This window comes from Deinococcus yavapaiensis KR-236, assembly GCF_003217515.1.
GTDB classification, from domain to species: Bacteria; Deinococcota; Deinococci; order Deinococcales; family Deinococcaceae; genus Deinococcus_A; species Deinococcus_A yavapaiensis.
In genome coordinates, this window is sequence record NZ_QJSX01000028.1 from 1 (window position 1) to 23,287 (window position 23,287).

The following is a 23,287-nucleotide window of genomic DNA, read 5'->3' on the forward strand; positions in this document are numbered from 1 at the left end:
CGTGTCGTGAAGGTGCTGATCTGGGGCGCGGGCGCCATCGGCGGCACGATCGGCGCGTACCTCGTGCGCGCCGGACACGACGTGACCTTCGTGGACCTCGTCGAGGAGCACGTCGACGCCATCCGCGCCAACGGACTTCACATCACCGGTCCTGTCGACGACTTCGGCGTGAAGGCCTCGGCCTTCACGCCGCGCGAACTACACGGCCGATGGAACCTCGTCGTGCTGTGCACCAAGGCGCAGCACACGGCGCACGCCGCGCGGCAACTCGCTCCGCACCTTCACGAGGACGGGTACGTGGTGTCCGCGCAAAACGGTCTCAACGAACTCGTCTTGGCCGACGCGCTCGGCGCCGAGCGCGTCATGGGATGCTTCGTCAACTTCGGAGGTGACTACCTCTCGCCGGGCACCATCTTGTACGGCGGTCGAGGCGCCGTGGTCCTCGGTGAACTCGACGGGCAGGACACGCCGCGCCTGCGCGCCTTGCACGAACTGTTCTTGACCTTCGACGACGCCGCCATCACCACCGGCAACATCTTCGGGTACTTGTGGAGCAAACTCGCGTACGGGGCGTTGCTGTTCGCGACGGCCCTGACAAACGACAGCATCGCCGACGCCCTCTCGCTTTCCGAGTACCGCGCCACGTACATCGCCTTGGCGCGAGAAGTGTTGCGCGTCGCGGTCACCACGGGCATCCAGCCCGAAGCCTTCGACGGCTTCGACCCGGCCGCGTTCATGCCAAGCGCTTCCGACGAGCAAGCCAGCAAGTCAATGGACGACATGGTCGCGTTCAACCGCAAAAGCGCCAAGACGCACAGCGGCATCTGGCGTGACCTCGCCGTGCGCAAGCGACCGACCGAAGTCGTTCAGGAAGAAAGCATCTTGACGGCCGGACAGGCGTGCGGCGTGCCGACCCCGATCATCGCGCGGCTCGTCAGCTTGGTACGCGACTTGGAAAGCGGGCGGCGCTCCCTCGGGCGCGAGAACCTCGACGCGTTACGCGACGCCATGGGGCGTGCCGCCACGGCCGAACAACCCGCTTGACGAGCCCACCGCTGGAGTCGCCGAAAGGTCGGAGCGGCGACCCTTGCGGTCTCGGGTGACGCGGCAGTCAAGGGTCGAGGCTGCGTAGCGCGCGCCGTACGGCTTCACGTAAGTCCGTCGAGACCGCCCAACGCGGATTGGCGTACACCATGCCGAAGTTGTGCCCGAGGCCCATGTCCTGACTTTGCAGCGCCGGAACCGACGCGTTCGTGGGCGGCAGCACGTCGAACAACAACCGCAAGCCGCCCACCACGAGGTCCGACTGCGACGTGACGTACTCCCCGCCGCCGGGAATGCTGCCGCTCGGCACCGCCACGCCCACGATGCGCAAGCGGTCCAACGGCGTGCCGCGCGCCTTGAGCTCGCGGTACACCACGGTCGCGTACAAATTCCCCTGGCTGTACGGTACGAGCACCGCGCGCATGCCCTTGCGAAGCGCGTCGTCGAGCGTGTCCACGAGCGACGAGACTTTGGCGTCCGAGTACGTGCTGTCGCTGCTCTTGTCGTGCAAGCTCTTCAAGGACCGCAGCAGCACGTCCAGGTACGCGGTCTTGTACTGCTCGACGAGGGCGTTCACGTCCGCCGGAGACGGCGTGAGTTGCTGTGCGGACGGCAGCACGCTCGTCGGGTTGCGCAAGAAGTTCAAGACGTTGCCGGGCGTGACAGGCGGGATCGCCGCTTGCAATTTGCGCGTCAGGAAGTCGACCGCGAAGCGTTCGAGCACACTCGACTCGCCGAGCGACCGCATGAAGTTCGAGGTGCTGAGGGTGTGCTCACCGAACTTTTGCAAGAACACCTCGGCGAGGTCCCCGAGGCCGTCGGTGGGATTGTAGTTCACGGCGTACAGCAACGTCTGCCCTTCGAACGATCCTCCCAGCAGGGATTGCAACGCGCGAACGTCACGCATCGCGCTTTCCTCGGTCGTGAAGATGCCGTTCTGAAACAAAATCAGAGTGCAGTCCGCGAGGCAGTCCGTCAATGTTTTCGTGTCGGGCGCGCTCGACGGCACGAACGTGGTGGCGCTCTTCGCGGACGCGACGAAGCTCGTGAAGGCGCGCAAGCGCACCTTCGTGTTGACGGTGAGGGAGCGAACGTCGCTCGCGAGCGTTTCCCACTCGGGCGTGACGCGCGACAAGGCCGCGAGGCGATCAAGGACCGCCTGACCCGCCGTGACGTCGCCCGACGTGAGCGTGCGTTGAAGTGCGCGTGCGTACCCGACGAGCTCGGTTTTCGCGGACGCCACGTTCGGAGCGGACGAGCGAAGGTCGATGAAGGCGTCGATGTCGTCGCGAACGCCATTGTCGTCGGCGTCGCGACCCGCGACCGTGGTGTCCCTCAAGGACACGTCCGAGGTGTAAGCGGTGTCGGCGGCAATTGCGATCGGCGCGAAGGCGAGAGCGGACGTCAGCAGGGTAGCGAACGGAAGTCGGGTCATCGAAGAGATCCTCCTGGCAGGGGCGGCGCGTGAACGCGCTCGGTCGTGTCGTAAGATGCCCGAGCGACGGTGATTCGAGCATGACCGGCGGACGTTCGACGCGTCGCGGCGAGACGTCCAACCGAGCGGCTCAAGCAGAGCCGCGTGGAACGCACGTCGAAAACGTTCGAGCGCGCTCGACGCCAAGGTAGGCCGGACCGTGTGACGAGGTTGTGACGGCGGTGGAAGACGAGGGCGTGCCGAACGAGCGACGTGCGCCACGGTCCTGGCCGTGCTTGCCATGAAGGCCACTGTTTCCGGCGCCAAGTGATCGGTGTCGCCCTCCCTTGCAGCGCGCCTGGAGACGAGCGAGCGTGGTGATCTTCGGCACTTCTGCTGTCACGACGGCGGGCGAATGAAAAGGTGGGCCGCCGTCACGCACGCTCGGCGCGCTCATTCGTGTGCTTCGTTCACGGGCGAGGGCGACACGCCACGAAGGTGAATCATCAAGAGCACGGGAATCGGCCCTCGCTTCTCGAAGGTGGCGTAGCATGGCGTATGCGCGACGCGTCCTTCGCGCGTTGTCCGTGGCGGCTCGAACTGCTCGGAACGCCGCGCCTGATCGGTTCGAACGGCGAGGTGCGCTTGGAGCGGCGCACGTCGGCGGCGCTCGCCTACCTCGCGCTGGAAGGCTCGGCCGTGAAGTACCGCCTCGCCGGGTGGCTGTGGCCTGAATCCACCGAACGCGCGGCGCGCGCCAACATGCGTCAGTTGCTGCGCCGCTTGCGTGTCTCCACGAGCGACGACCTCGTGCTCGGCACGGACACGATTCGCCTCGCGCCGACGGTCGCAACCGATGTCGGCGAGATGCGACGCTTCGCGTTCGACGAAGCGTACGGGGACTTGCTGAGCGTTCCAGGCGACTTGCTCGAAGGGCTGGAAAGCGACGACTTGCCCGACTTCGCCGAGTGGCTGGCCTTCGAACGCGAGCGTGTCAAGCAACTGCGCTTGCTCGCGGCGGCCAGGCACGCCGAGCACTTGGAGCGGGCCGGTGATCTCGTCGGGGCGTTGCACGCCTCGCAGCGTGCCTTGACGCTGGAGCCGCTGTCCGAAGAGGCGCACCGCGCGTTGATGCGCTTGCATCACCTGCGGGGTGATCGCGCCGCGGCGATGGACGCGTACCGCCGACTCGAACGCTTGCTGCGGGACACGCTCGGCACCGAGCCCTTGCCGGTAACGAAAGCGCTCGCCGGCGAGATAGCGCGCGGTTCCGTCGTGCCGACGGCGGGAGCGGCGACGTCGCCGCTCGCCGTGCAGCGTCCCTTCACGCTCGTCGGACGCGAGGACGCGTGGGCGCGTTTGGAGGGCGCGTGGGCCGTGAAGCGCGTCGCGGTCCTGGCGGGTGAGGCGGGCGCGGGCAAGACGCGCCTCGCCTTGGATTTCGCGTCGTCGAGAGGCGTGTACGTCCACCTGGAGGCGCGGCCCGGCGACGCGGACGTTCCCTACGCGACGGCCGCCCGCTGGACGCGCACCCTGCTTGGTCTACCGGGCAGGCGAGAGCGTCTGCCCGCTTGGACGACGAGCGAACTCGCGCGCCTGATTCCCGAATTCGGCGTCGCGCTGCCGCTCGCGTCTCCCGACGGGAAGCTGCGCTTCTTCGACGCGGTCGTCGAGGCGTGCCGAGGCTTCGTCGGCGTCCTCGTGCTCGACGATTTGCACTTCGCCGACGACGCGACCCTGGAGTTGGCAGGGTACGTCCTGCGGACCTTGGTGTTCGAGGCGGACGCGCCCCGCTTTCTCGCCACGCACCGAACGGACGAGGCGAGCGAGACCTGCGTTCGCGTGCTGCAAGCCCTCGTGGAAGCCGACGCCGCCGAAGCGATCGACGTGCCGACCCTCGACGAGTCGGCCGTCGCGCGTCTGCTCGACACGCTCGAATTGCCGAGCGCGACGTTCGCGGAGAAGTTGACGCGCTACACGGGCGGCAATCCCCTCTTCGTCGTAGAGACCTTGAAGCACTTGTACGAGACGGGTCTCGTGGCGCACGGCTTTCCGGACGCCTTGCCGCCGCCCGAACGCGCGGGGAACGTCATTCGGCGGCGCGTGCGCCGCTTGTCACGAGAAGCTCAGCAGGTCGCGCGCGCCGCGAGCGTGCTTCGGCGTGACTTCGACGTCGAATTGCTGTCGGAGGTGCTCGGCGTCTCCGTCTTGGACGTGCTGCAAGTTTGGGACGAGTTGGAGGCCGCTCGTCTCATGAGCGGCGCGCGCTTCGTTCACGACATCGTCCAGGAAGCCGTGCTGACCGACACGCCGCCCGCCGTGCGCGAAGTTCTGCACCGCGCGGCAGCGCGAGCCCTCGAAGCGCGGTCGGGCGATTCCGCCCGAGTCGCCCTGCATTGGAAGGCGGGCGGTGAACCTCGACGAGCGGCGCCCCTGCTGCTGCTTGCCGCCGCCCGAGCAGGAGAATTCCTGCGCTTCACGGACGCCGCGCGCTTCTACGCGGCCGCCGCCGCGTGCTTCGACGGCGTCGGTGAGGACGACGCGGCCTTCGAGGCGCGCGCCGCCATCTTCGAACGGTTGTGGCTGCACGACTTGCGCGAAGTGCTCGACGACGAACGGAGCCGCTTACAGAGCGGCGCGCGCAGCGCCTTGCAAATCGCCCGATCGTGCGCCGCCGACGCCGTCACGCGCCTCGTGCGCCACCGTGACGGCGTCGGCGCCGAGGAGGCCGCGCGGCAAGGCTTGAACGCGCTGGAAGGAGCGCCGATGGTCGAGCAAGCGACGGCGTTGGAAGTGGAATTGCGGCGCCTCGTGATCGAGGCGCGCGTCGCGCTCGGGCGGACCGAGGGCCTGCGCGACCTCATCGCGCGGGCCCTCGAAGTCGCTCGAATGTCGTCCGACCGACGACTCGCCGCGACGCTCGACCTCACCGTGGGCGTCGCGCTGTTCTCGACGTGGCAAGACGAACGTGCCGTCGAGCGCTTCTTGAGCGCCGCGAGCACCGCCGAGGCGCACGGAGATCGGTACGGCGCGAACCTCGCTCGGCAAAATGCCGCGACGGTCTTGGAGCACGTCGGGCAGCGGGAACGCGCCGAGCGCCTCCGCCTGGAAGTGCGCACGCACCTCGGCGCCACGCCCGGTACGACGCGCGTGGCGTACCTCAATGCCGTCGGCCTCGGCAAGAACTTCATGATTCGCCATCGGTACGCGCGGGCCGCCGAGCAGTTCGAGGTGGCCCGCGCGTTGAGCCGCGACCTCGAGGCGTCGAGCGGGCTGGTGGAGCGCGCCGCAGCGCAGTTGTCGTGGATGCTGGGCGACCTCGGCGCTTGCGAAGCGGCCGCCCGGCGAGCGTTGGCAGCGCCCGATCCGGACGCCGGCGCGTTCGGCGAGGCGCACTTGTGGCTGGGCCGCGTTTTCGCGGCAGGGGGGCGATTCGAGGAAGCGCGCGCCTCGTTCGATGAAGCCGAGGCGAGGACGCGCACGCGTTCTCTACCGTCGACACTAGGATCGCTGCGCTTGGCTCGCTTGGCAATCGCGCCGCCCGACGAGACGTTGGCGCTCGCGGACGAAGCTGTTGCGTTCGCGCGGCGGCACGGCCAAGAGGAGCTTCTCACGGCGGCCCTCGCGGAGCGCGCGAGCGCCTTGCTGCAGCGGGGCCGATTCACGCAGGCGCTTGCCAGCGCGCGTGACGCTGCGGATCGCTGGGAGCGCACGCCGCCACGCGACGACGTTTTGAAGCCGTTGCTGGTGTACGCCCTCGCGCACGCGGCCGTTGGCGAGTGGCCGGGCGTCACCTTGCAGCGAGCCGCAGCGTGGCTCGATCACGCGCTGTCCGTGAACGTCCCTGCCGCATTCGCGGCCACGTTTCGCGCTCGACCGACCCACGCGCGCCTGCTCGAACTCGCGCACGAAGCCGCCACGGCGACGAAGCGCAACCGCGAGCCGAAGCGGTGACGGTCACCTTGAGCGACGGGGACGTCCGAAAGCCCGAAGCGCGTGAAGGGGCGCCGTCACAGGATCGTCACACCCTGGCCCCTACAGTTTTCGAAGCGCCCGCCCGTCCTTCGAAGGTGCGAGGTATGGCCGCCCATGTCCTTCGCATCCTCATCCTGCCGCTCGTCAAGGAGAACCACCGATGATTCCTCGCAAGCCTTCCTTTCGCTCATCGTCATTCATGCGACTCACGGTTTCACTCCTCGCCGCGTGCCTACCGCCCGCTCCGAGCGCGGTCGCGAACGACAACGGCATCGCTCGGATGCCAACGGTCGCGGTCATGGCGGGGAGCCTGTCGAACACACGTCCGCAAACTCCTCGAGAAGCGGCGGCCCACGTCGCAACGCCGAGTTCACCGATCGCCACGCCGGTCGACGCGCGTGCCCTTGACACCTCCAGCATCACGGCGGTCGTCCAAAACGCTGCCGGAGTCGTGAATGCCGACGCGCCGATCATCACGCTTTCGGCCGTTCGGTTACCCGTCGTGACGGGCGCGGCCGCGCGCCTCGGTGTGACGATCGACCGGCGAGGCGTCACGGGTCCCGTCACGATTTCGCTCGACGGGCTCCCTACGGGCGCGAAGGCGTCGTCCGTCGTCATTCCATCCGCTGCGAACACCGCCGACGTGACCGTCACAGCGACGCGCGGAGCGCCACACAGTCGCCCGACGACCGCGACGCTGCACGCGCGATTCGAGCATGGAAGCGTGTCGCGCGCCGTCGTCGTGACCGTGCGCGGTGCCGCGGGCAGCCTCGACACGACGTTCGGAACCGCGGGCGTGGCCGTCACCAAAGCTTCGCTGGGAGAAAGCCAGGCAAATGCCATGGCGGTGCTTCCCGATGGAAAGATCGTGGTGGTCGGCGAGGCGTTCGGTCAACTCGGCGACTTCATGATCTTGCGTTACGACCGTGACGGCATCCTCGACTCGTCGTTCGGCACGAACGGCAAGGTCGTCGTGGACTTCGAAGGCGGGCGCGACGTCGCCGAGGCAGTGGTGGTGCAACCGGACGGCAAGGTCATCGTGGGCGGCAGCGCTTCGAGCTCGGCCGCCTCGGGACGGCGAGAGTCCTTCGCGGCCGTTCGCCTCACGTCGACGGGAAAGCTGGACGCCTCGTTCGGCACGAACGGAAAAGTCACGATCGCCTTTCCGGACAGCAGCGTCGGCAAAACGCACGCGGTCGCGCTGCAACCCGACGGCAAGATCGTTCTTGGCGGCGAGGCGACGTTCGTGGCGTCGGGCGTCGATTTCGCCCTCGCACGCCTCACGCCGACGGGCACCCTCGACGCTTCGTTCGGCACGAACGGTCGAGTGACGACCCCCGTGCTGACCCTCTCCGAGACGGACCGTATCTTCGCGTTGGCGTTGCAAGGCGACAAGATCGTCGCCGCGGGCGGCGGCAAGTTCCAAGTGGTTCGTTACACATCGAACGGCGCGCTGGACTCCACGTTCGGCTCGGACGGGAAGGTGGCGGACGTGTTTGGCAGCAGCAGCAGTGCTACGAGCGCGCTCGTGGACCGCGATGGGCGCGTTTTGCTGGCGGGCGAGCGCGACATGAACACCGTGGTCGTGCGCCTGAACACGGGTGGAGTCCTCGACACGACGTTCGGCTCGCGAGGCGTGGTGGAGGTGCCGCTCAGCTCGACCAATTGGGACAAGGCGGCCGCGCTCGTGTCGCAGACGGACGGCAAGATCGTCGTGGGCGGCTGGGTGAACGAGGGGCAGACGTCGTCAGGCAACTTCGCCGTGACGCGCCTCACCGCCGGCGGCGCGCTTGACGCGACCTTCGGTCGAGGTGGAACGACGATCACGCCCGTCGCGCTCGACGCCAAGGCCGACTTCGCGAACGCGGCGGCCCTGCAAAGCGACGACCGCATTCCTGCCGTTCGGATCGTACTCGCCGGCGCTCGCTCCGCCGATGGCCTCGCCGTGGCGCTCACTCGCTACTGGCCTTGACGCCACGACCAACGGTCGGGCCCGAACGGAGCCCAGCGTCGAGTCAGACCGGGACGCCCGGCCGTGCTTCGTGGGCGCACTCCGAACGCACGTGGGCAAGCGCATGTTCGCGGTTTGGCCGTACATTGCCCGAGGCAGGTCCTTTCCACGTTCAGTTCTGGCGTGACTCCTGCCTCGGGCGGTCCGCTATCTTGATGAAATGATTTCCGCGGAGCGCCTCGCCGACCACCTGCCCTTGGGGTTCATTGCCATAGATCACGCTTGGGCTGTGACGCGCGTCAACGCCCCCGCTCGCCTCTTGTTTCGCAATCAGTCTTTGAATCCGGGCGAGTCGCTGCGCGCCCTCATTCCCGACGAGCCGGGCTCGCGCGCCTGGAATGAGCTCGAACGCGCCATGAGTCGCCGCGTGGCCGTGGAGTTCGAGGTGTTCCACCCGTCCATCTTCGCGTGGCACGAGGTGAGCGCCGTTCCCGACGAGCAGGGTGGGCTCGCCTTGCTGCTTCGCGACGTCACCGACCGACAATGGGTGCTCCAAAAGGACGCCGAGCACGCTTACTTGCGGGGCCTGTTCAAAGAAGCGCCCATCGCGATCAGCATCACGCGCGGCCCCAAGCACACCTTCGAGTTCAGCAACGACTTCGCGCGTGACCTCGTCGGCGGACGCGACCTCGACGGAAAGACCGTGCGTGCGGCCTTCCCCGAGTTGGAGGGACAAGGATACTTCGAGTTGCTCGACCAGGTGTACCACTCGGGCGAGGCGGCGAGGGGCGAGGAGATGCCCGCCGCCATCACCGATCCCGAGACGGGCGAGACGCGTCCGCTGGTGGTGAACTTCTCGTACCTGCCGTTGCGCGGGTTCGACGGGAAGGTGTCGGGCATCCTCACGCTCACCATCGACGTCACGCGCTACGTCACCCGGACTTGAGCCACGACTGGACGGAGGGGACGTCAACACTGCAACGCGAAGGCAAGAGTTGCCCTTCGACTCACGACTCGGGCGAACGGCACAAGCGTCGCAGGGTTCGATTCGCGAGCGGATCGCGCAAAGCTCGTCCGATTTTTGACCGCCACACGTGTCGAGTCAGGAAGCGGCGAGGTCGCCGACCTTGCTGCTCCCGTCGTGACGTGCCATGCTGCTCGCCCCGCTTGATACCGCGTCCGAAAGCGCCTTGACGTGGCATCCGGTCGAGCGCCTTGCGCCGCGCCGAGTCCTGGTCGACCGTCCGGTGAAGCGGCGCTCCATGATCGGGGCCGCGTGGACTCGGGTACAGTGCACTTCATGTTCGAATCGATCGCGACGCTGAAGCCCAGGAGTGACGCGTGAGCCTCGACGCCTCGACCGTCACGCTCGTTCGGTACGCGCTCCTCGATCCGCGCGTTCTGATTCTGCGGGCCGAAGAGGAAGTCGACGCCTTCGCCGTGCTCACCGAGCGCTTCGTCCTGCTGCTCGACACGATGTCCACCCCGGCGCTCGCCGAGGCCGCGCTCGATTGCCTTCGACCGCACCTTCGCCAGCGACCCCTGCTCGTCCTCAACACCCACGCCGACTACGACCACGCGTACGGCAACCGCGTGTTCAGCGCGGGAGGACGCCATCCTACGGCGATCATCGGGCACCGTACGGCCGCGGCCCGCCTCACGTCTCAAGGGGAGCGCGAGCGCCTCGAGCGACGCCAACGAGAGAACGCCCGCTACGCCGACGTCCGTCTCGTTGCGCCGACCGTGCTGGTCGACGACGCGCTCACCCTCGATGGAGGCGACTTGACGCTGGAAGTGCGGCGCGCGCCCGGTCACACCGACGATCACCTCGCCGTCTGGATTCCGCAACTTCGAATGCTCCTCGCGGGTGACGCGGCGGAGTACCCGTTTCCGCAAGCAGGGGGAACGGCGGGTCTGCGCGGACTGGAGAGCACCCTCACGATGCTGGCGGCGCTCGATCCGGACGTGGTGCTGGCCTGCCACGGAGGCACGACGAGTGCGTCACTGCTGACGTCGAACCTGGCGTACTTCGCCCAGGTTCGCGCGAAGGCACGCGCGGCGTTCACGGCGGGCGGGTTGCCGAATTCCGAGGTCGAGACGGTTTTCGCTTTCGAGGACGCCCTGCGCCTCGTCGGCACGGACTCGAAGCGGGTCGCGGCGTTCTACCGTTCGTTCCACGAGGGCAACGTGCGGGCCGCCCTTCGTGACTTGGCGGCGGGGTGAGCGCCGAGTCGTGGCACGCCTTGCCGTCGGCGGGGCGTGCGGTCGCGACCCGGGTGTTCGCTCAGGTCATGGCCTCGTTCAACGTGGTGGCAACGAGACAGCGCGCCCAGCGTCACGTCGCGCGATCGGCGCTTCGCCACGCACTGATCGCGCGGCGAATGCCGCGTCCCAATGCGTGGATTCGCCCGATCATCGACCCCATGCCCAAGGCCAAACTCACGCTCGCCACTTGCGTGACGTCTTCCACCCACACGCCGACGAGCCGCGTGCGCAGCAGCGTGAACGCCAAGTACGCCGCCAGCACCAACGCGCCGAACCAGTCCGTGTTCGACACCACGCGGCTCTCTTCCTCGTCCCACCGGAACTTCGTGGTTCGACCGACGAGCCAGCCCACCAGCCAACCGGCGACCGCGCCTCCCAGCGCCAACGTGAGACGCACTCGGCTGATGGCAAGGTCGTGGGCCAGCACGATCAGCATGATCAGCGCCAAGACCGAGAAGATCCTCAGTTGCAGCCGGATCTTGGGGGCCAGCATCGAGAGCTTGGAGGGATGTTCACGCATCGAAGCCGCTCCTCGAGCGATCATACGTTTTCCCGGCGCTCGATAACGTCGAAGGGCCGGACTTCACAGTCCGGCCCTTTTCGTCACGCTTCGACGCTTCGTAATTCGTCCTCGGCGATCTGCTCGCGCGACACGGCGCGTGGGCTCGTCTCGCGCAAGAACATGCTGATCACGAGGGCCAGCGCGGCGACCGCGAGGCCGACGCGGTACAGCAGCGACACGGCGTCGGTGAAGGCGTGTTTGATGCCCAAGCCGATCTCGTCGATGACGGGAACGACCTTCGCTTTGGCCTCGTCGAGTTTCTGCACGATCTGGTCGAGGCTTTCCTTCGGCGTCGTCGCGAGCGTCTGCCGTTCCTGTTCGTCGAGGCCCGCGAGGATCTTGCTCAGCGCTTGACGCGGGGCGGTCTCGAGCGCTCGCCGCTCGGCGGCGTCGAGCTTGACGAAGGCGGCACGCAGCGCTTGTTGCGGCGCGGAGGCGAGCACGGAGGGCTCTTGGGCGTCGAGGCCCGCGAGGATCTCGTCGAGGGCTTGCCGAGGCGCGCTGGCGAGGGTTTGCCGCTCTTTCACGGCGAGCTCGGCGAGGATCTTGTCGAGCGCTCGGCGCGGCGTCGCGGCGAGCGTTTGACGCTCCTGCTCGTCGAGGCCCGCGAGGACCTCGGCGAGCGCGGCTTGGCGGGCGCTCTTCAGAGCGCCAAGCCGCGCGGCGTCGAGCTTGGCCGTCGCGCTCTGGAGGGCCACGTTCACGGCGGCCTTCTCGGCGGCCGGTTCGGACGCGTCGAGTTGCGCCGTGAGCTTCTCGAGCACGGCGGCGCGCGTTTCGGGCGTCGCGAGGGCTTGGCGGGGAATGGCGGCGAGCGCGTCGCGCAAGGCTCGCGGCAACCGGGTGTTTTGAACGAGCGGCGTGAGGTCACCGGCGTTCACGGCGTTGGCGATCGCGGCCTTTTGGGCGTCCACGCCGCGTTTCACCGCAGCGCGGATGCCGCCGGACCCAAGCGCTTGCTTGAGCTCGTCGGGAGTGGTGGGCGCGGCGAGAAGGGCGCGGACGGCGGCGGGGTCGTCGTCGCGAAGGGCTCGGGTGAGCACGTCGCGCTGTCGGGCGAGGCCCGCGTCGACCTTGGCTTCGAGGCCGCCGTTTTGGAAGAGGCCTTTGAGGTTCACGGGAAGCTCCGGGTTCGCGAGAATCTTCGCGACGGCCGCGGCGTCGCCGTCCCGGAGGGCATTGGTGAACAGTCGACGTTGCGCGTCGAAGCCCGCCGTGACTCGCCTCGTGAGGCCGCCGTTTTGGAAGAGGCCCTTGAAGTCGGCGGGAAGCCGGGGGTCCGCGAGGATTTTTTCGATGGCGCCGCGGTCGTCGCGAAGCAGGGCCGCCGTGAACAGTTGTCGCTGCGCGTCGAACTCGGCCTTCACCCGGGCGCGCACGCCGCCGTTTCGGAAGACGCTTTTGAGTTGCGCGGACGTCCGAGGGTCGTTGGCGATCTGGCGAACGGCCCTCTGGTCGTCTTGAAGCAAGGCTCGCTTCAGCAGGGCGCGCTGCTGATCGAAGCGGGCCTTCACTTGCGCTTCGACGCCGCCGCTCGAGAGGACTGAGCGGAACTCGGCGGGCGTTTGCGGGCTGGCGAGCAGTTCACGCACGGCCGCCGGATCGTTCCAGAGCAGGGCTCGGGTAAGCAGGTCGCGCTGGTGCGCGATGCCTGCTTCGACTTGTGTTTTCACGCCGCCGCGCGCGAGGTCCTTGAGTTCCTGCGGCAGCTTCGGGTCGTTCACGATCTTGGTGATGGCGGCGGGGTCGCGCTTCAGGATCGCGCGGGTCAGGAGGTCGCGCTGTTCGGCGAAGGCGGCCTCGATGGCGCCCTCGAATCCGCCTTTTTTCAGGACGTCGCGAAGCTTCGCGTCGGTCTTGGGATCGGTGAGCAGGGCGCGGACGGCCACCGGATCGTGGTCGCGCAGCGCGGCGATGTAGCGGACGCGGGTCTCGTCGAGCTTGCTCGTGGCGTCGCGTTTGATTTTCGCGGCGTCGAAGTTCTGGTTGCTGCTACTGGTCTTGCCGCCCGACGAGCTGGTCAGGTCAAATTGCGCGCGCATCTCGGGGGGCAGGTGCGTCTTGGCGGCGTTGACCTTGTCCTGGATCTCGTCTTTGAGGGTGGTGGCGAAAAGCGTTCCGAGGAACGCGACGCCGATGGTGCTGCCCAGCGAACGCAAGAAGTTGTTGGTGCCGGTGGCGGCGCCGATGTCGGCGGGACTGACGTTGCCTTGAATCGCGAGGGTGAGCATTGGCAGGACGGGCCCGAGGCCCATGCCGACGATGATCATCTTCCACGTAAGTTCGGCCTGGGTGCTGTCGATGCGCAGCGTGTAGCCCATCAGCACGAAGCCGAGCATCATGAACAGCCCGCCGACGAAGATGATCGGGCGCAGTTTGCCGATGCGGGCGAAGACTTGTCCGGCGATGATGCTGCTGACGACGAGGCCGATGGTGAGGGGGAAGGTCGTGAGGCCCGCGTTCGTCGCGCTGAGACCGATGACGTTCACCATGTACAGCGGCAAGAAGACGGTGGCGGCGAAGAAGACGACGCCGACGAGAAAGGTGACGACGTTCGCGACCATGAAGGTGCGGTTGCGAAACAAACGGATGTTGATGATCGGGTCGGCGGCGCGCAGTTCCACGGCGATGAAGGAGATCAGCGCGACGACGGCGGCGGCTAGAAGCGAGAGGATCTGCCACGAGCTCCACAGAAAGCCGCTTTCGCCGGGCGCGACGGTGGTCTTGCCGAGGGAGAGGGCGAGGAGCAGCGTGACGCTGAAGACGATGAGGAGCAGGGCGCCGACGAGGTCGAGGGGCGCGCGTTCGCGGCGCTGCTTGAGGGGCGGCATGAACAGCATGGTCAGCAGGGCGAACGCGCCGAGGGGGACGCTGATGAAGAACACGTTGTGCCAACCGAAGTGGTCGGTGACGTACCCGCCGAGGATGCTGCCGATGACGGTGGAAAGGCTGAAGACCGCGCCGATAAGCGCGGTGTAGCGACTGCGCTGCTCGATCGTGAAGAGGTCGGCGACGACGGCGTACATCAAGCCGATGAGGGCGGCGCCGCCGAGGCCTTGCACGGCGCGTCCCGCGATGAGCATCCCGACTCCGCTCGAAAGGCCGCACACGACGGAGCCCGCCATGAAGACGACGGTGCCGAGCAGCAAGATCGCTTTGCGTCCGACGAGGTCGCTGAGCTTGCCGTAGATGGGCACGAGGGTGGTGCTGGCGAGGAGGTAGGCGGTGGTGATCCAGGAGTAGAGGCTGTTTTCGATGCCGAGGGCCTTTTGGATGGCAGGACCGGCGGTGCTGACGATGGTCTGGTTCATGCTGGCGAGCAGCACGGCGAGGAGAAGCGCGACGAAGGAGATGGTGCGCTGTCGGCCGGTGAGATCGGGGGGGGACGATGGAAGCGGGGGTCGGGTGGTGGTCATGCGTGGTCTCCGAGAAGGGGCGTCGAGGATTCTCTTGGGGCCGTGGCCCAAACTTCGCCAGCCTACACCCATTAATTGCGATAGTGCAAATAATGACTCTCAGCAGTTATAAGATGAATCCATGCTGCCCGCGCCTGTTTCCGCTCAAGATTCCACGACGCTCGCCACCCGGCTGCTGGAAAGTCACTTCCGCGCCCGCGAAGCCTTCACGCGCGCCCTCGACCCGATCCTCAGCGACCGCTTCGAGCTCGACATGCGCGACTACATGATCTTGCGCTGGATCGATCAGCAAGACCTCACCCCGAGCGGACTCGCGCAGATCCTGCACGTTCCCGGGTACGCCACGAGCCGCCTGCTCGACCCGTTCATCAAGCGCGACCTCGTTCGGCGCGTCGTGGATCAAGCGGACGCCCGCCGCTTCCGCCTGCACCTCACGCCAAAAGGACGCGCGATCGTCGAGGCCGTGAATCAGGAAGTCACGACCCGTCTGGGCCATCTCCTGACCGACCTCGGGCCGGAGCGCGCGGAATTGTTGCTCGAAAGCCTCGATCTCCTCAGCCGAATCGAGTCTCCGTCCGCCTCGCCGCGCGACGGACGCGCGTCACCGATGAGCACCGGAGGTGGTGAACGTGGACCGTCGGGGCCAACGTGAGGAAGCGCCGAACGCGGTCCTGAAGGTGCCTGCCGTTCACGCCATGCGTCCGGGCAGCCCGGCGGCACCGCCTAGCGGTGGCCGACGATCACGTGCGGCACGTATGGCTCCTCCAGGTACGCCACGTCCTCCGCCGTGAGCTTCACGTCGAGCGCCAAAGCGGCTTCCTCGAGGTGCGAAATCTTCGTGGCCCCCACGATCGGCGCCGTCACGGGCGACTTTTGAAGAAGCCACGCCAAGGCAAGGCACGCGCGTGACACGCCGTACCTTTTCGCGAGTTCCGCCACGCGCTCCACGATCACGCGGTCCTGATCGACCGTCGCGTCGTACTTCATGCGCGCCACTTGATCCGTCTCGGCGCGCAGCGTTCCCTCCACCCCGACGTCCCGCGTGAGGCGCCCGCCCGCCAGGGGGCTGTACGGAATCACGCCGACGCCCTCTTCGCGGCACAGCGGCAGCATCTCCCGTTCCTCCTCTCGGTAGATGAGGTTCAGGTGGTTCTGCATCGACACGAAGCGCGTCCAGCCTTGCCGCTCGGCGACGTGCAAAGCCCGCTGGAACTGCCACGTCCACATCGCCGACGCGCCGATGTACCTCGCCTTGCCCGCCTTCACGACGTCGTGCAGCGCCTCCATCGTCTCCTCGATGGGCGTCGTGGAATCCCAGCGGTGAATTTGGTAGAGGTCGACGTAATCCGTCCCGAGCCGTTCGAGGCTCCGGTCGATTTCGCTCAAGATCCCCTTGCGCGACAGACCGCCGCCGTTCGGGCCTTCGCGCATCGTGCCGTGGACTTTGGTGGCAATGACGACTTCGTCGCGATTCGCGAAGTCTTTCAGGGCGCGTCCGACGATCTCCTCGCTGCGTCCCAGGGAGTAGACGTTGGCCGTGTCGAAGAAGTTGATGCCAAGTTCCAGGGCTTTGCGGATGACGGGTCGGCTGGCGTCCTCGTCGAGCACCCACTTGTGAACCCAACGCTGCGAGTCCCCGAAGCCCATGCATCCGAGGCAGATGCGAGAAACGTCCAATCCGGTGCGGCCGAGCTTCGTATATTCCATGATGTCCCGCTTCCTATCCTTCGCGGTCGACCGCTTTCGTCGAGGCGAGGAGAATCACCAGCGTACCAAGCGGCAAGGCCGAGCCGCCATTTCCGAGTTCGTCCCGGAGTTGCAAAGTTGAACCATCGGGCTGACGGCGCTGCGTGCCACGCGAGGACGCCGAGCGCCCGTCGGTGGCACTCCGAGCAACGAGGGAGGGCGTGCCCGAACTTTCCCGGTTCGTCTTGAGCCCGGCCGCCGTGAAACGCCTTCCATGTCAGCAGGCAAGGCGCACTTGCCGACGGCGCGCGTTCATTCCCCCTCGGTCAGCGCGACAGTCGCCGGTACACCAGCGGAGCGCACGCGCCGACCGCCAGCAGACTCGCCGCGATGACGATCATCCCGACGCGCAACGACAGTTCGTGCGACACGAAGCCGATCAACGGCGGCCCCGCCAGGAAGCCCGCGTAGCCGATGCTCGCCACCATCGCGATTCCCTTGCCGGCGAAGGCATGACCGGCCGTGCCGTACAAGACGGGCACGACGTTCGCAACGCCGATGCCGAACACCAAGAAGCCCAGCGCGGCGAGCAGCGGATTCAGCGTCAGCAGGCCCAGCAGCAGTCCGACGCCGCTCAGCAGCGCGCCGAAGGTCACGACGCGCGCGTCACCGTGACGGCTGCGCCAACCGTCGCCGAGCAGACGGGCGACCGTCATGGCGAGGGTGAAGGCGGTGAAGGCCGCCCCGACCAACCCTCCGGACACCTTCAGGACGTCGGTGGAGTACAGTCCGCTCCAATCGCCGATGGCGCCTTCGCCAAGCATTCCCAGAAAGCACAGCACGCCGAGCAGCACGATCATCGACCGGCCGTGCCGCACGGGCGCGTTCGCCGTGGCGTCCTCCGACGGGCGCTCGGCGGTGTCTTCGTGTTTGGGCAGCAGCAGTCGTCCGACCACGCCGAGCAGGGCGAGGAAACCGGCGCTGACGAGCAGCGCGTGCGGCAGCGCGGCGACGCCCTCGCCGAGCAGGAAGCTGCCGAGCAGGGCCCCCGCGAGGGTGCCGAAGCTGAAGGCAGCGTGGAAGCTGCTCATGACCGGTTTGCGGCCCGCGCGCTCCACGACGACGCCCTGCGCGTTCATCGCGACGTCCATCACGCCGTTGGCAGCGCCGAACACGAGCAGGGCGGCGAACAGCAACGGCAAGCTGGGCGCGACGAAGGGCAGCAGCAGCGTGAGCGCGACGAGGACGCCCGCGACGAGAGTGACGAGACGGGTACCGTAACGAGCGGTGAGGTGACCGGTGCGAGGCATCGCGACGAGGCTTCCGACGGCGATGCCCAGCAAGGCGGTGCCGACGGTGGCGGGGTTGAGGTCGAGTTGGTCTCGGACGCGCGGGATGTTGACGACCCAGGTGGCCATGGCGAGGCCGTTGGCGAAGAAGACGGCTCGGACGGCGGCGCGCGCCGCGGCGATGGTCCTGGGACGCGCATCGAGTGGGGCGTTGGTGAGGATCTCGTCTTTGGTCATAAGGCGCTCCTGCGGCGGGTCGGTTTGTGCCTGATACCTCCTCGCGTCGTGCTGACGCGAGGAGGTATCAGCATGAGCGCACCCCGCTTCTTGAACGTTTAAGTTAGCAGGAAGGGAGGCTCACTTCAAGAAGGAAACCCTTTGACAACGAAGATTTCTCGCCGATAGCATCGAAGCCTTCGTGTTCCAGCGCAAGCCTGTGCGACGCCCTGAGCGGACAATTCATGCGGCGCTCGGGTTCTGTAGAAAGGGCGCGATGGACGGGCGCGGACGGCGGCGTGGAGTGGCGACTCCTCGTGCTCCTCGGTTACAAGAGCCTGTGCGACTTGGCCTTCAAGTGTCGAGGGACGCGAACGTTTCGTCACCACGGTGGTCTCGCAGCGCCGATCGCAACGCGGACGACAGCGCGTCTTGCGCGCCGGACGCCTCCGTTCCCGCCGCCCACAACACTTTGATCTGCACCGACGGCAACGGTCGTTCCAACCTCAACTCGACCAACTCGCCGGTCCGCACGTCGTCTCGCAGCACGAACCCCGGCAGCAGTGCCAGCGCGTCCGATTCGGATTTCAAATACCGCTTCACCGCCTCGATGCTGCCCAGCGCCTGCATCCGCACCTCGGGAAAGCCCGCCGATCGGAACACGCCGCCCAGCAGTCGCGCGTACGTTCCAGCCGTATACGTCATCATCACCACTCGGTCGCACACGTCACCGAGCCGAACCACGCGACCGACCAGCGGATGTGATGGCCCAGCGCACAACACGAGCGGCGTCTCTCCCAACGTCACCGCGCCTTCACGCTCGTCCTCGGGTCGCGCGGGCTCCACCAACACGGCGACGTCGGCGTGACCCGTCAGCACCTGCTCTCGAATGGCCGGGCACAACCCCAGCTGCACTTGCAGCCTCAAGTGCGGCAGCGTCCGCCCGATGCGCCTCGTGACCTCGGGAAGCAGGTACGTGCTGACCGATTCGTTCGTGGCGAGCATCAAGCTTTTCTCCCGCTCCGCTTCGAACGCTCGCACGACGTCGAGAAGGTCCGTCTCGGCAGTGGCGAGGCGACGAGCATCGGAAAGGATCGCTTCGCCGAGCGCCGAGAGACGCACTCGGCGGCCCTCACGGGTGAAGAGCGGCTGACCGAGCGCGCGTTCGAATTCTCGGATCGCGGTCGAGACCGTACTTTGCGCGACGTCCAGGGACCGGGCGGCACGCGTGAAACTGCCGTGTTGATGCACGGCGAGGAACATTCGCACTTGCCGCAAGTCAACGCCGGGCTTCACGAGTGAAGGCTACCGAACGTCACCACCGAAGGCAACCGCCGATGCTCGGCATCGGCATGTTCGATGCCGAGCATCGACGTTCTTGATTTCTGCGGGCTTCTCCTACGCTGAGCCTACGGCCCGAGAGCCAAGGAGGAATCGCATGAACGTGACAGTCGTTGGAACCGGAGACATGGGCCGCGCGCTCGTCCGCGCGCTCGCCCCGCATCACCGAGTTCGCTGGACCGGTCGTTCGGTCGACGTGACCGAAGGGCGCCTCGAAGAGCTCGGCTTGCGAGGTCGAGTCGAAGCGGCCGAGCTTGCATCGGCGTTGGACGCGGACGTCGTTGTCTTGGCGTTATGGCATCGTCACGCGAGGGAGTTCGCACGCGAGTACGCCGAGGTGCTCGCCGGAAAGGTCGTGGTGGACATCGCCAACCCCTTCACGGAGGACTTCGAGGACTTTTTCCTGCCGTACGACACGTCGGCGGCCGAGGAGCTTCAAAAGCTGTTGCCGGGCTCCGTCGTGGTGGGCGCCTTCAAGAACACCTTCGTGGCGGTGTTCGACACGCCGCAGTTCGAGGAGGGCGCGTCGGACGTGCTCGTCACGTGCGACGACGTGCACGCCCGAACGCTGGTGTCGGCCTTGCTCGCGCCACTTCCGTTTCGCGTGCTAGACGCGGGGTTGCTGCGAAACAACCGGGTGATCGAACGAATGACGTTGCTGTCGCGCGAAGTCGGTCGACGGCACGGATTCACCCGTCGGCTGTCGTACCGGCTGCTCGGCGCCTCCCGAAGCGACCGATGACGCGAACGAGGCGGCGCGGCCGTACCTTTGGACTCGTCGTCATGGTTCCAACCTCGTCGAGGCGTTGCACGGACGGCGAGGACGCTGGCACGTCGAAGGGCACGGGCGGGCGCGCCGACGCGCCCGCGGTGCGTGCCCGAAGCGACCGCCCACGAGTGATTTCGATCGTTCCAGTACGACAAGGGCCGCTCGAAGGACGTCGAGTCGAGGGGAACGGTCACGCGCGTCCAACCGACGAGTTTCTTCGGGCAAGCCCAGGTACACTCGCGCGACTTACGTGCTACGTGTGACCGCCCGTGCGATTCGACAAAGATGGCGTACTTGGATTGAAAGAACGAGTGGCGCATCGAGGACTACGAGTAAGCGCGATTCGCCGCGCGCTCCTCGACGGTCCGTGAATTCGCCTTGGATTCTCCCTGGGATCGAAGAGCGCGCGGGTCGTGGTTTCACAGCTCGGGGAGGGTTTCGAGTTCCGACCAGAAGCGCACGCAAGCCTCCTCGTACAGCAGGCCCATGCGCAGCGTGTGGGCCTGCAAAGCTTCCGCGCCCTTCAGGGAGGCCGCCAAGTGCTGGTACTCGATGAGACGCGCGGCGTGCAGTTCGCGCTGTTCGGCGGCGAGGGCGCGGGTGAGTTCCGGCGGTCCCTGCCGAGCGAAGAACAGTCGCAGCAAGCCCGGATCGCGCAGTTCGCCCGAACCGGCGGGCGTGGCGAGCCAGGCGCGCAGAGCGTCGCGGCCGGTGGCCGTGAGGTGATAGACGCGCCGCCGCCGCCCGCCTTCCTCCTGTTGCTCTTCGAGCAGGCCGAGGGTGGCGAGGCGTTGTGGTTCGGCGTAGAGCTGGGAGCGCGGAAAGCTCCAGAAGTACCCGACCGAGGTGTCCACGTAGCGCTTCATGTCGTACGAGGTGGCGGGGCCGTGTTCGGCGAGCATGCCGAGGACGATGTACGAGATGGCGGTGAGCGTGGGGGGACTTGCGGTCGTCATGGTCATCAGTGTACTCTTTTCTAGACGGTCCATTATAGACCATCTGAATAGGACTAGGAGGAACGCCATGAACCAACCTGCCGCTCCCCGCCCCGAAACCGCCCGCATGACCGCCGAGCTCGACGGCGACTTCGTGGTGTTCCTGATCGGCATGCAAATCAACCGGCCCTGGCGCGTTCAGGCCTGGCTGCCGGTCCTCCTCGCGATGCCGCGCATGCTTCGAGAACTTCAAGAGCAGCCTCAGCTCGGCTGCCTCGCCAGCTGGAATACCGGCTTCACGGTCGTGCAGTATTGGCGCAGTACCGAACACCTGATGGCGTACGCGCGCGCCCGTGACCACCAGCATCTTCCCGCCTGGCAAGCGTTCAACCGGCGCGCTCGGCGGGCGGCGGGCGACGTCGGCATCTGGCACGAGACGTTCCGAGTTCAAGCGGGCGCCTACGAGACGGTCTACGTCGGAACCGGCCCGCGCGGGCTGGGCAGAGCGGGCAACCTGCACCCCGCGACGCACGGACGCGCGACCGCCGAGGGACGCCTTCGTGGAGCGCCAACGTCATAACGCCTCGGCGTTCGCGTACGCCCGACGCGAAGTCGCGGCTTCCGACTCCGAACGTGGAACGAGAGAACTGCCGTGACTTCACGCTTTCCCAGAACGTAGAGTTCGCATCGTCTCGGATTCGGACCGTCGCCCGTGGCGGCGCTTCAGTCATCACTCATGGCGGCTCGAACGGGGCATAGAGCGTCCCGTTCGAGCCGCCCCGATGAATTCGGGAGCTTCGGAGCGAGCTTTGGAAATGCGAAATCGCTCTAGGCGCCAGGCAAACGAGCCTTGGCGTCCCTCGCGGCTCGTGGCTCTCAACGCTCGTCCAGAGCCAAGCGTAGATACCCGAGTAGGGCCAGTCGCACCTGAGCGCGAATATGCGGATCGGAAGCGCCGCCGGGGTCGATGGTGTACAAGGCGTCGGCCAGGTGAAGGGTCATCTGCGCCATCAAGCGATTTCGAACGGGGTCGCTGCCGGGGCGGCGCAGTTGCGCCATCTGCTCCAAGCGTTCCTGAACGGCCCGCCGTACGGTGGTAGGAGCGCCGATCTGCGCCGCGGTCAGCAAAAAGCCCAGCAACCCGCCGGACTCGCGTTGCAAGCGCGCGTGGACGCCGAGCACCTCGTCGATCAGCTCCGAAAGCGGACGGTGCGGGTGCGCCAGGGCCACGTCCAGTTCCTCGCCCAGCCGCGCCGTCCAGAAGCGTTGAAGTTCGGAGAACAGCGCCATCTTGTTGGGGAAGAACTGGTAGAGAGATCCCACCGAGACGCCCGCCGTCTCGGCGATCCGATTGGTGGTCGCCTGCTCGAATCCTTCGGTCGTGAAAACTCGCGCCGCGGCGTTCAGCAGACGCTCCACCATCTGGCGGCTGCGGGCCTGCCGGGGAGTCTTGCGCGTGGAGAACGCGAGTGGCACCTCTCGCTCCCCGGGGCGTTTCGAGTCCGGAGCGATCTTTTTCATCCTTCGAAACGCGAGTTGAGAAAGTGAGCAATCATTCGCATACTGTCATCCTAGCTTTCACAGGAGGTGGCGTGAATCAACCGGAGTTTCTCAACGTCGGGCAGGTGCGAACTCGTCACGTGACGCAGGGCGAAGGTGAGCCGGTCGTGCTGCTGCACGGCATCGGACGCAGCCTCGAAGACTGGGCCGACACCGTGCCCGCGTTCGCCGCGCACCACCGGGTGTACGCGCTGGACCTCATCGGCTTCGGCTTGACCGACAAACCCGACGTGCCGTACACCCTGCCAGGTCTGGCGCGCTTCGTGCGGCACTACCTGGACGCCGTCGGCGAAACGCGCCCGGTGCACCTCGTCGGCAACTCCATGGGGGGCGCCGTGGCTCAGCAGTTCGCCGCGATGTACCCGCAGCAAGTTCGGAAGCTGGTGCTGGTGAACAGCGCCGGGTTCGGACGCGAAGTCACGTTCGTCTTGCGCCTGCTCGCCGTGCCGAAGCTGGGCGAGTGGCTGATGGCCCCCAATCCGCGCAACAGCGCCCGCGCCGTGCAAGGCCTGTTCCACGACTCCCGGTTCGCCACCGCAGAACGCCGCCGGCACGCCCAGCTTCTCGCGCGGCAGCCGAATCGAGCCCGGTCGTATCTCAGCGTCGCCCGGTTTCTCGGAGGATGGCGCGGCGTGCATCCACATTGGCGAGAAGCGCTGACGCGACAAGTGGCCGAACGGAAACTTGCCACGTTGATCATCTGGGGCGATCGAGACAAGATTTTGCCCGCCAAGCATCTGGAGCACGCCCGAAGGGTGTATCCGCACGCCCGAAGCCACCTTTTTCCGCAGACCGGTCACATGCCTCAAATCGAGCGGGCCGGGGAATTCAACGCGCTGGTCCTGAAGTTTCTAGGAGAATGAC

At 66.9% G+C, this 23,287-nt stretch carries 17 protein-coding genes; 9 read left to right on the forward strand and 8 right to left on the reverse strand.

The window, feature by feature from the left end; translation table 11 throughout:
- The coding region (locus DES52_RS21415; protein ID WP_245901217.1) for a ketopantoate reductase family protein at positions 1–1,044 on the forward strand (1,044 nt) is incomplete at its 5' end.
- Positions 1,045–1,111: 67 nt separating this feature from the next.
- Here DES52_RS21415 and DES52_RS21420 read toward each other — a convergent pair.
- Entirely contained in the window at positions 1,112–2,479 is a 1,368-nt protein-coding gene (locus DES52_RS21420) for a hypothetical protein (RefSeq protein ID WP_110888875.1), read from the reverse strand.
- Between the two features lie 537 nt (positions 2,480–3,016).
- Between DES52_RS21420 and DES52_RS21425 the strand changes: the two genes are divergently transcribed.
- The 4 genes from DES52_RS21425 (at position 3,017) to DES52_RS21440 (ending at position 10,607) form a co-directional block, all read left to right on the forward strand.
- Positions 3,017–6,412 carry an ATP-binding protein gene (locus DES52_RS21425; RefSeq protein ID WP_110888876.1) on the forward strand — a complete coding sequence of 1,132 codons (3,396 nt, stop codon included), beginning with the start codon at positions 3,017–3,019 and terminating at the stop codon, positions 6,410–6,412.
- Positions 6,413–6,632: 220 nt separating this feature from the next.
- Positions 6,633–8,405 (forward strand): NHL repeat-containing protein, encoded by a 1,773-nt coding sequence (locus tag DES52_RS21430; RefSeq protein ID WP_170131213.1) that lies wholly within the window; start codon positions 6,633–6,635, stop codon positions 8,403–8,405.
- A 199-nt stretch (positions 8,406–8,604) separates the two neighbouring features.
- The gene (locus DES52_RS21435) at positions 8,605–9,330 is read left to right on the forward strand and encodes a PAS domain-containing protein (RefSeq protein ID WP_110888878.1); all 726 of its coding nucleotides are present in this window, start codon (positions 8,605–8,607) and stop codon (positions 9,328–9,330) included.
- Positions 9,331–9,725: 395 nt separating this feature from the next.
- Positions 9,726–10,607: an MBL fold metallo-hydrolase gene (locus tag DES52_RS21440; protein WP_110888879.1), complete on the forward strand. Its 882-nt coding sequence runs from the start codon at positions 9,726–9,728 to the stop codon at positions 10,605–10,607.
- A gap of 112 nt (positions 10,608–10,719) precedes the next feature.
- Here DES52_RS21440 and DES52_RS21445 read toward each other — a convergent pair whose 3' ends face one another.
- Together DES52_RS21445 and DES52_RS21450 are read right to left on the reverse strand one after the other, a co-directional pair.
- Positions 10,720–11,169 (reverse strand): hypothetical protein, encoded by a 450-nt coding sequence (locus DES52_RS21445; protein WP_146237418.1) that lies wholly within the window; start codon positions 11,167–11,169, stop codon positions 10,720–10,722.
- 83 nt (positions 11,170–11,252) lie between these two features.
- Positions 11,253–14,627 carry a DHA2 family efflux MFS transporter permease subunit gene (locus DES52_RS21450; RefSeq protein ID WP_170131214.1) on the reverse strand — a complete coding sequence of 1,125 codons (3,375 nt, stop codon included), beginning with the start codon at positions 14,625–14,627 and terminating at the stop codon, positions 11,253–11,255.
- Between the two features lie 121 nt (positions 14,628–14,748).
- On the opposite strand from DES52_RS21450, the gene DES52_RS21455 reads away from it, so the two are divergent.
- Positions 14,749–15,279 carry a MarR family winged helix-turn-helix transcriptional regulator gene (locus DES52_RS21455; RefSeq protein ID WP_110888882.1) on the forward strand — a complete coding sequence of 177 codons (531 nt, stop codon included), beginning with the start codon at positions 14,749–14,751 and terminating at the stop codon, positions 15,277–15,279.
- A gap of 71 nt (positions 15,280–15,350) precedes the next feature.
- On the opposite strand, the gene DES52_RS21460 is transcribed toward DES52_RS21455, so the two are convergent.
- From DES52_RS21460 to DES52_RS21470, 3 genes are all read right to left on the reverse strand, one after another.
- Entirely contained in the window at positions 15,351–16,334 is a 984-nt protein-coding gene (locus DES52_RS21460) for an aldo/keto reductase (protein ID WP_110888883.1), read from the reverse strand.
- A 305-nt stretch (positions 16,335–16,639) separates the two neighbouring features.
- Complete coding sequence (locus DES52_RS21465) at positions 16,640–17,839, reverse strand: MFS transporter (protein ID WP_110888884.1); 1,200 nt, start codon at positions 17,837–17,839, stop codon at positions 16,640–16,642.
- A gap of 333 nt (positions 17,840–18,172) precedes the next feature.
- Entirely contained in the window at positions 18,173–19,114 is a 942-nt protein-coding gene (locus DES52_RS21470; RefSeq protein ID WP_146237419.1) for a LysR family transcriptional regulator, read from the reverse strand.
- A 142-nt stretch (positions 19,115–19,256) separates the two neighbouring features.
- Here DES52_RS21470 and DES52_RS21475 point away from each other — a divergent pair, with 142 nt between their 5' ends.
- On the forward strand, positions 19,257–19,901 hold the full coding sequence (locus tag DES52_RS21475) for an NADPH-dependent F420 reductase (protein WP_110888886.1): 645 nt from the start codon (positions 19,257–19,259) through the stop codon (positions 19,899–19,901).
- Between the two features lie 446 nt (positions 19,902–20,347).
- Here the strand turns inward: DES52_RS21475 and DES52_RS21480 are convergent, their stop codons facing one another.
- Positions 20,348–20,884 (reverse strand): PadR family transcriptional regulator, encoded by a 537-nt coding sequence (locus DES52_RS21480; RefSeq protein ID WP_110888898.1) that lies wholly within the window; start codon positions 20,882–20,884, stop codon positions 20,348–20,350.
- A gap of 67 nt (positions 20,885–20,951) precedes the next feature.
- Between DES52_RS21480 and DES52_RS21485 the strand changes: the two genes are divergently transcribed.
- A complete protein-coding gene (locus DES52_RS21485; protein ID WP_110888887.1) occupies positions 20,952–21,443 on the forward strand; it encodes a DUF4188 domain-containing protein in 492 nt (163 codons plus the stop codon).
- Positions 21,444–21,739: 296 nt separating this feature from the next.
- On the opposite strand, the gene DES52_RS21490 is transcribed toward DES52_RS21485, so the two are convergent.
- Positions 21,740–22,339: a TetR/AcrR family transcriptional regulator gene (locus DES52_RS21490; RefSeq protein WP_211317978.1), complete on the reverse strand. Its 600-nt coding sequence runs from the start codon at positions 22,337–22,339 to the stop codon at positions 21,740–21,742.
- A gap of 116 nt (positions 22,340–22,455) precedes the next feature.
- On the opposite strand from DES52_RS21490, the gene DES52_RS21495 reads away from it, so the two are divergent.
- Positions 22,456–23,286: an alpha/beta fold hydrolase gene (locus DES52_RS21495; RefSeq protein WP_170131215.1), complete on the forward strand. Its 831-nt coding sequence runs from the start codon at positions 22,456–22,458 to the stop codon at positions 23,284–23,286.
- The last annotated feature ends 1 nt before the right edge of the window (position 23,287 follow it).

Bases quoted from the DNA above. Each gene is read 5' to 3' on its own strand.
- DES52_RS21450 (WP_170131214.1), bottom strand. From the start codon at position 14,627: ATGACCACCACCCGACCCCCGCTTCCATCGTCCCCCCCCGATCTCACC.
- DES52_RS21475 (WP_110888886.1), top strand. From the start codon at position 19,257: ATGAACGTGACAGTCGTTGGAACCGGAGACATGGGCCGCGCGCTCGTC.
- DES52_RS21445 (WP_146237418.1), bottom strand. From the start codon at position 11,169: ATGCGTGAACATCCCTCCAAGCTCTCGATGCTGGCCCCCAAGATCCGG.
- DES52_RS21485 (WP_110888887.1), top strand. From the start codon at position 20,952: ATGAACCAACCTGCCGCTCCCCGCCCCGAAACCGCCCGCATGACCGCC.
- DES52_RS21480 (WP_110888898.1), bottom strand. From the start codon at position 20,884: ATGACGACCGCAAGTCCCCCCACGCTCACCGCCATCTCGTACATCGTC.
- DES52_RS21435 (WP_110888878.1), top strand. From the start codon at position 8,605: ATGATTTCCGCGGAGCGCCTCGCCGACCACCTGCCCTTGGGGTTCATT.
- DES52_RS21425 (WP_110888876.1), top strand. From the start codon at position 3,017: ATGCGCGACGCGTCCTTCGCGCGTTGTCCGTGGCGGCTCGAACTGCTC.
- DES52_RS21430 (WP_170131213.1), top strand. From the start codon at position 6,633: ATGCGACTCACGGTTTCACTCCTCGCCGCGTGCCTACCGCCCGCTCCG.
- DES52_RS21465 (WP_110888884.1), bottom strand. From the start codon at position 17,839: ATGACCAAAGACGAGATCCTCACCAACGCCCCACTCGATGCGCGTCCC.
- DES52_RS21460 (WP_110888883.1), bottom strand. From the start codon at position 16,334: ATGGAATATACGAAGCTCGGCCGCACCGGATTGGACGTTTCTCGCATC.
- DES52_RS21455 (WP_110888882.1), top strand. From the start codon at position 14,749: ATGCTGCCCGCGCCTGTTTCCGCTCAAGATTCCACGACGCTCGCCACC.
- DES52_RS21420 (WP_110888875.1), bottom strand. From the start codon at position 2,479: ATGACCCGACTTCCGTTCGCTACCCTGCTGACGTCCGCTCTCGCCTTC.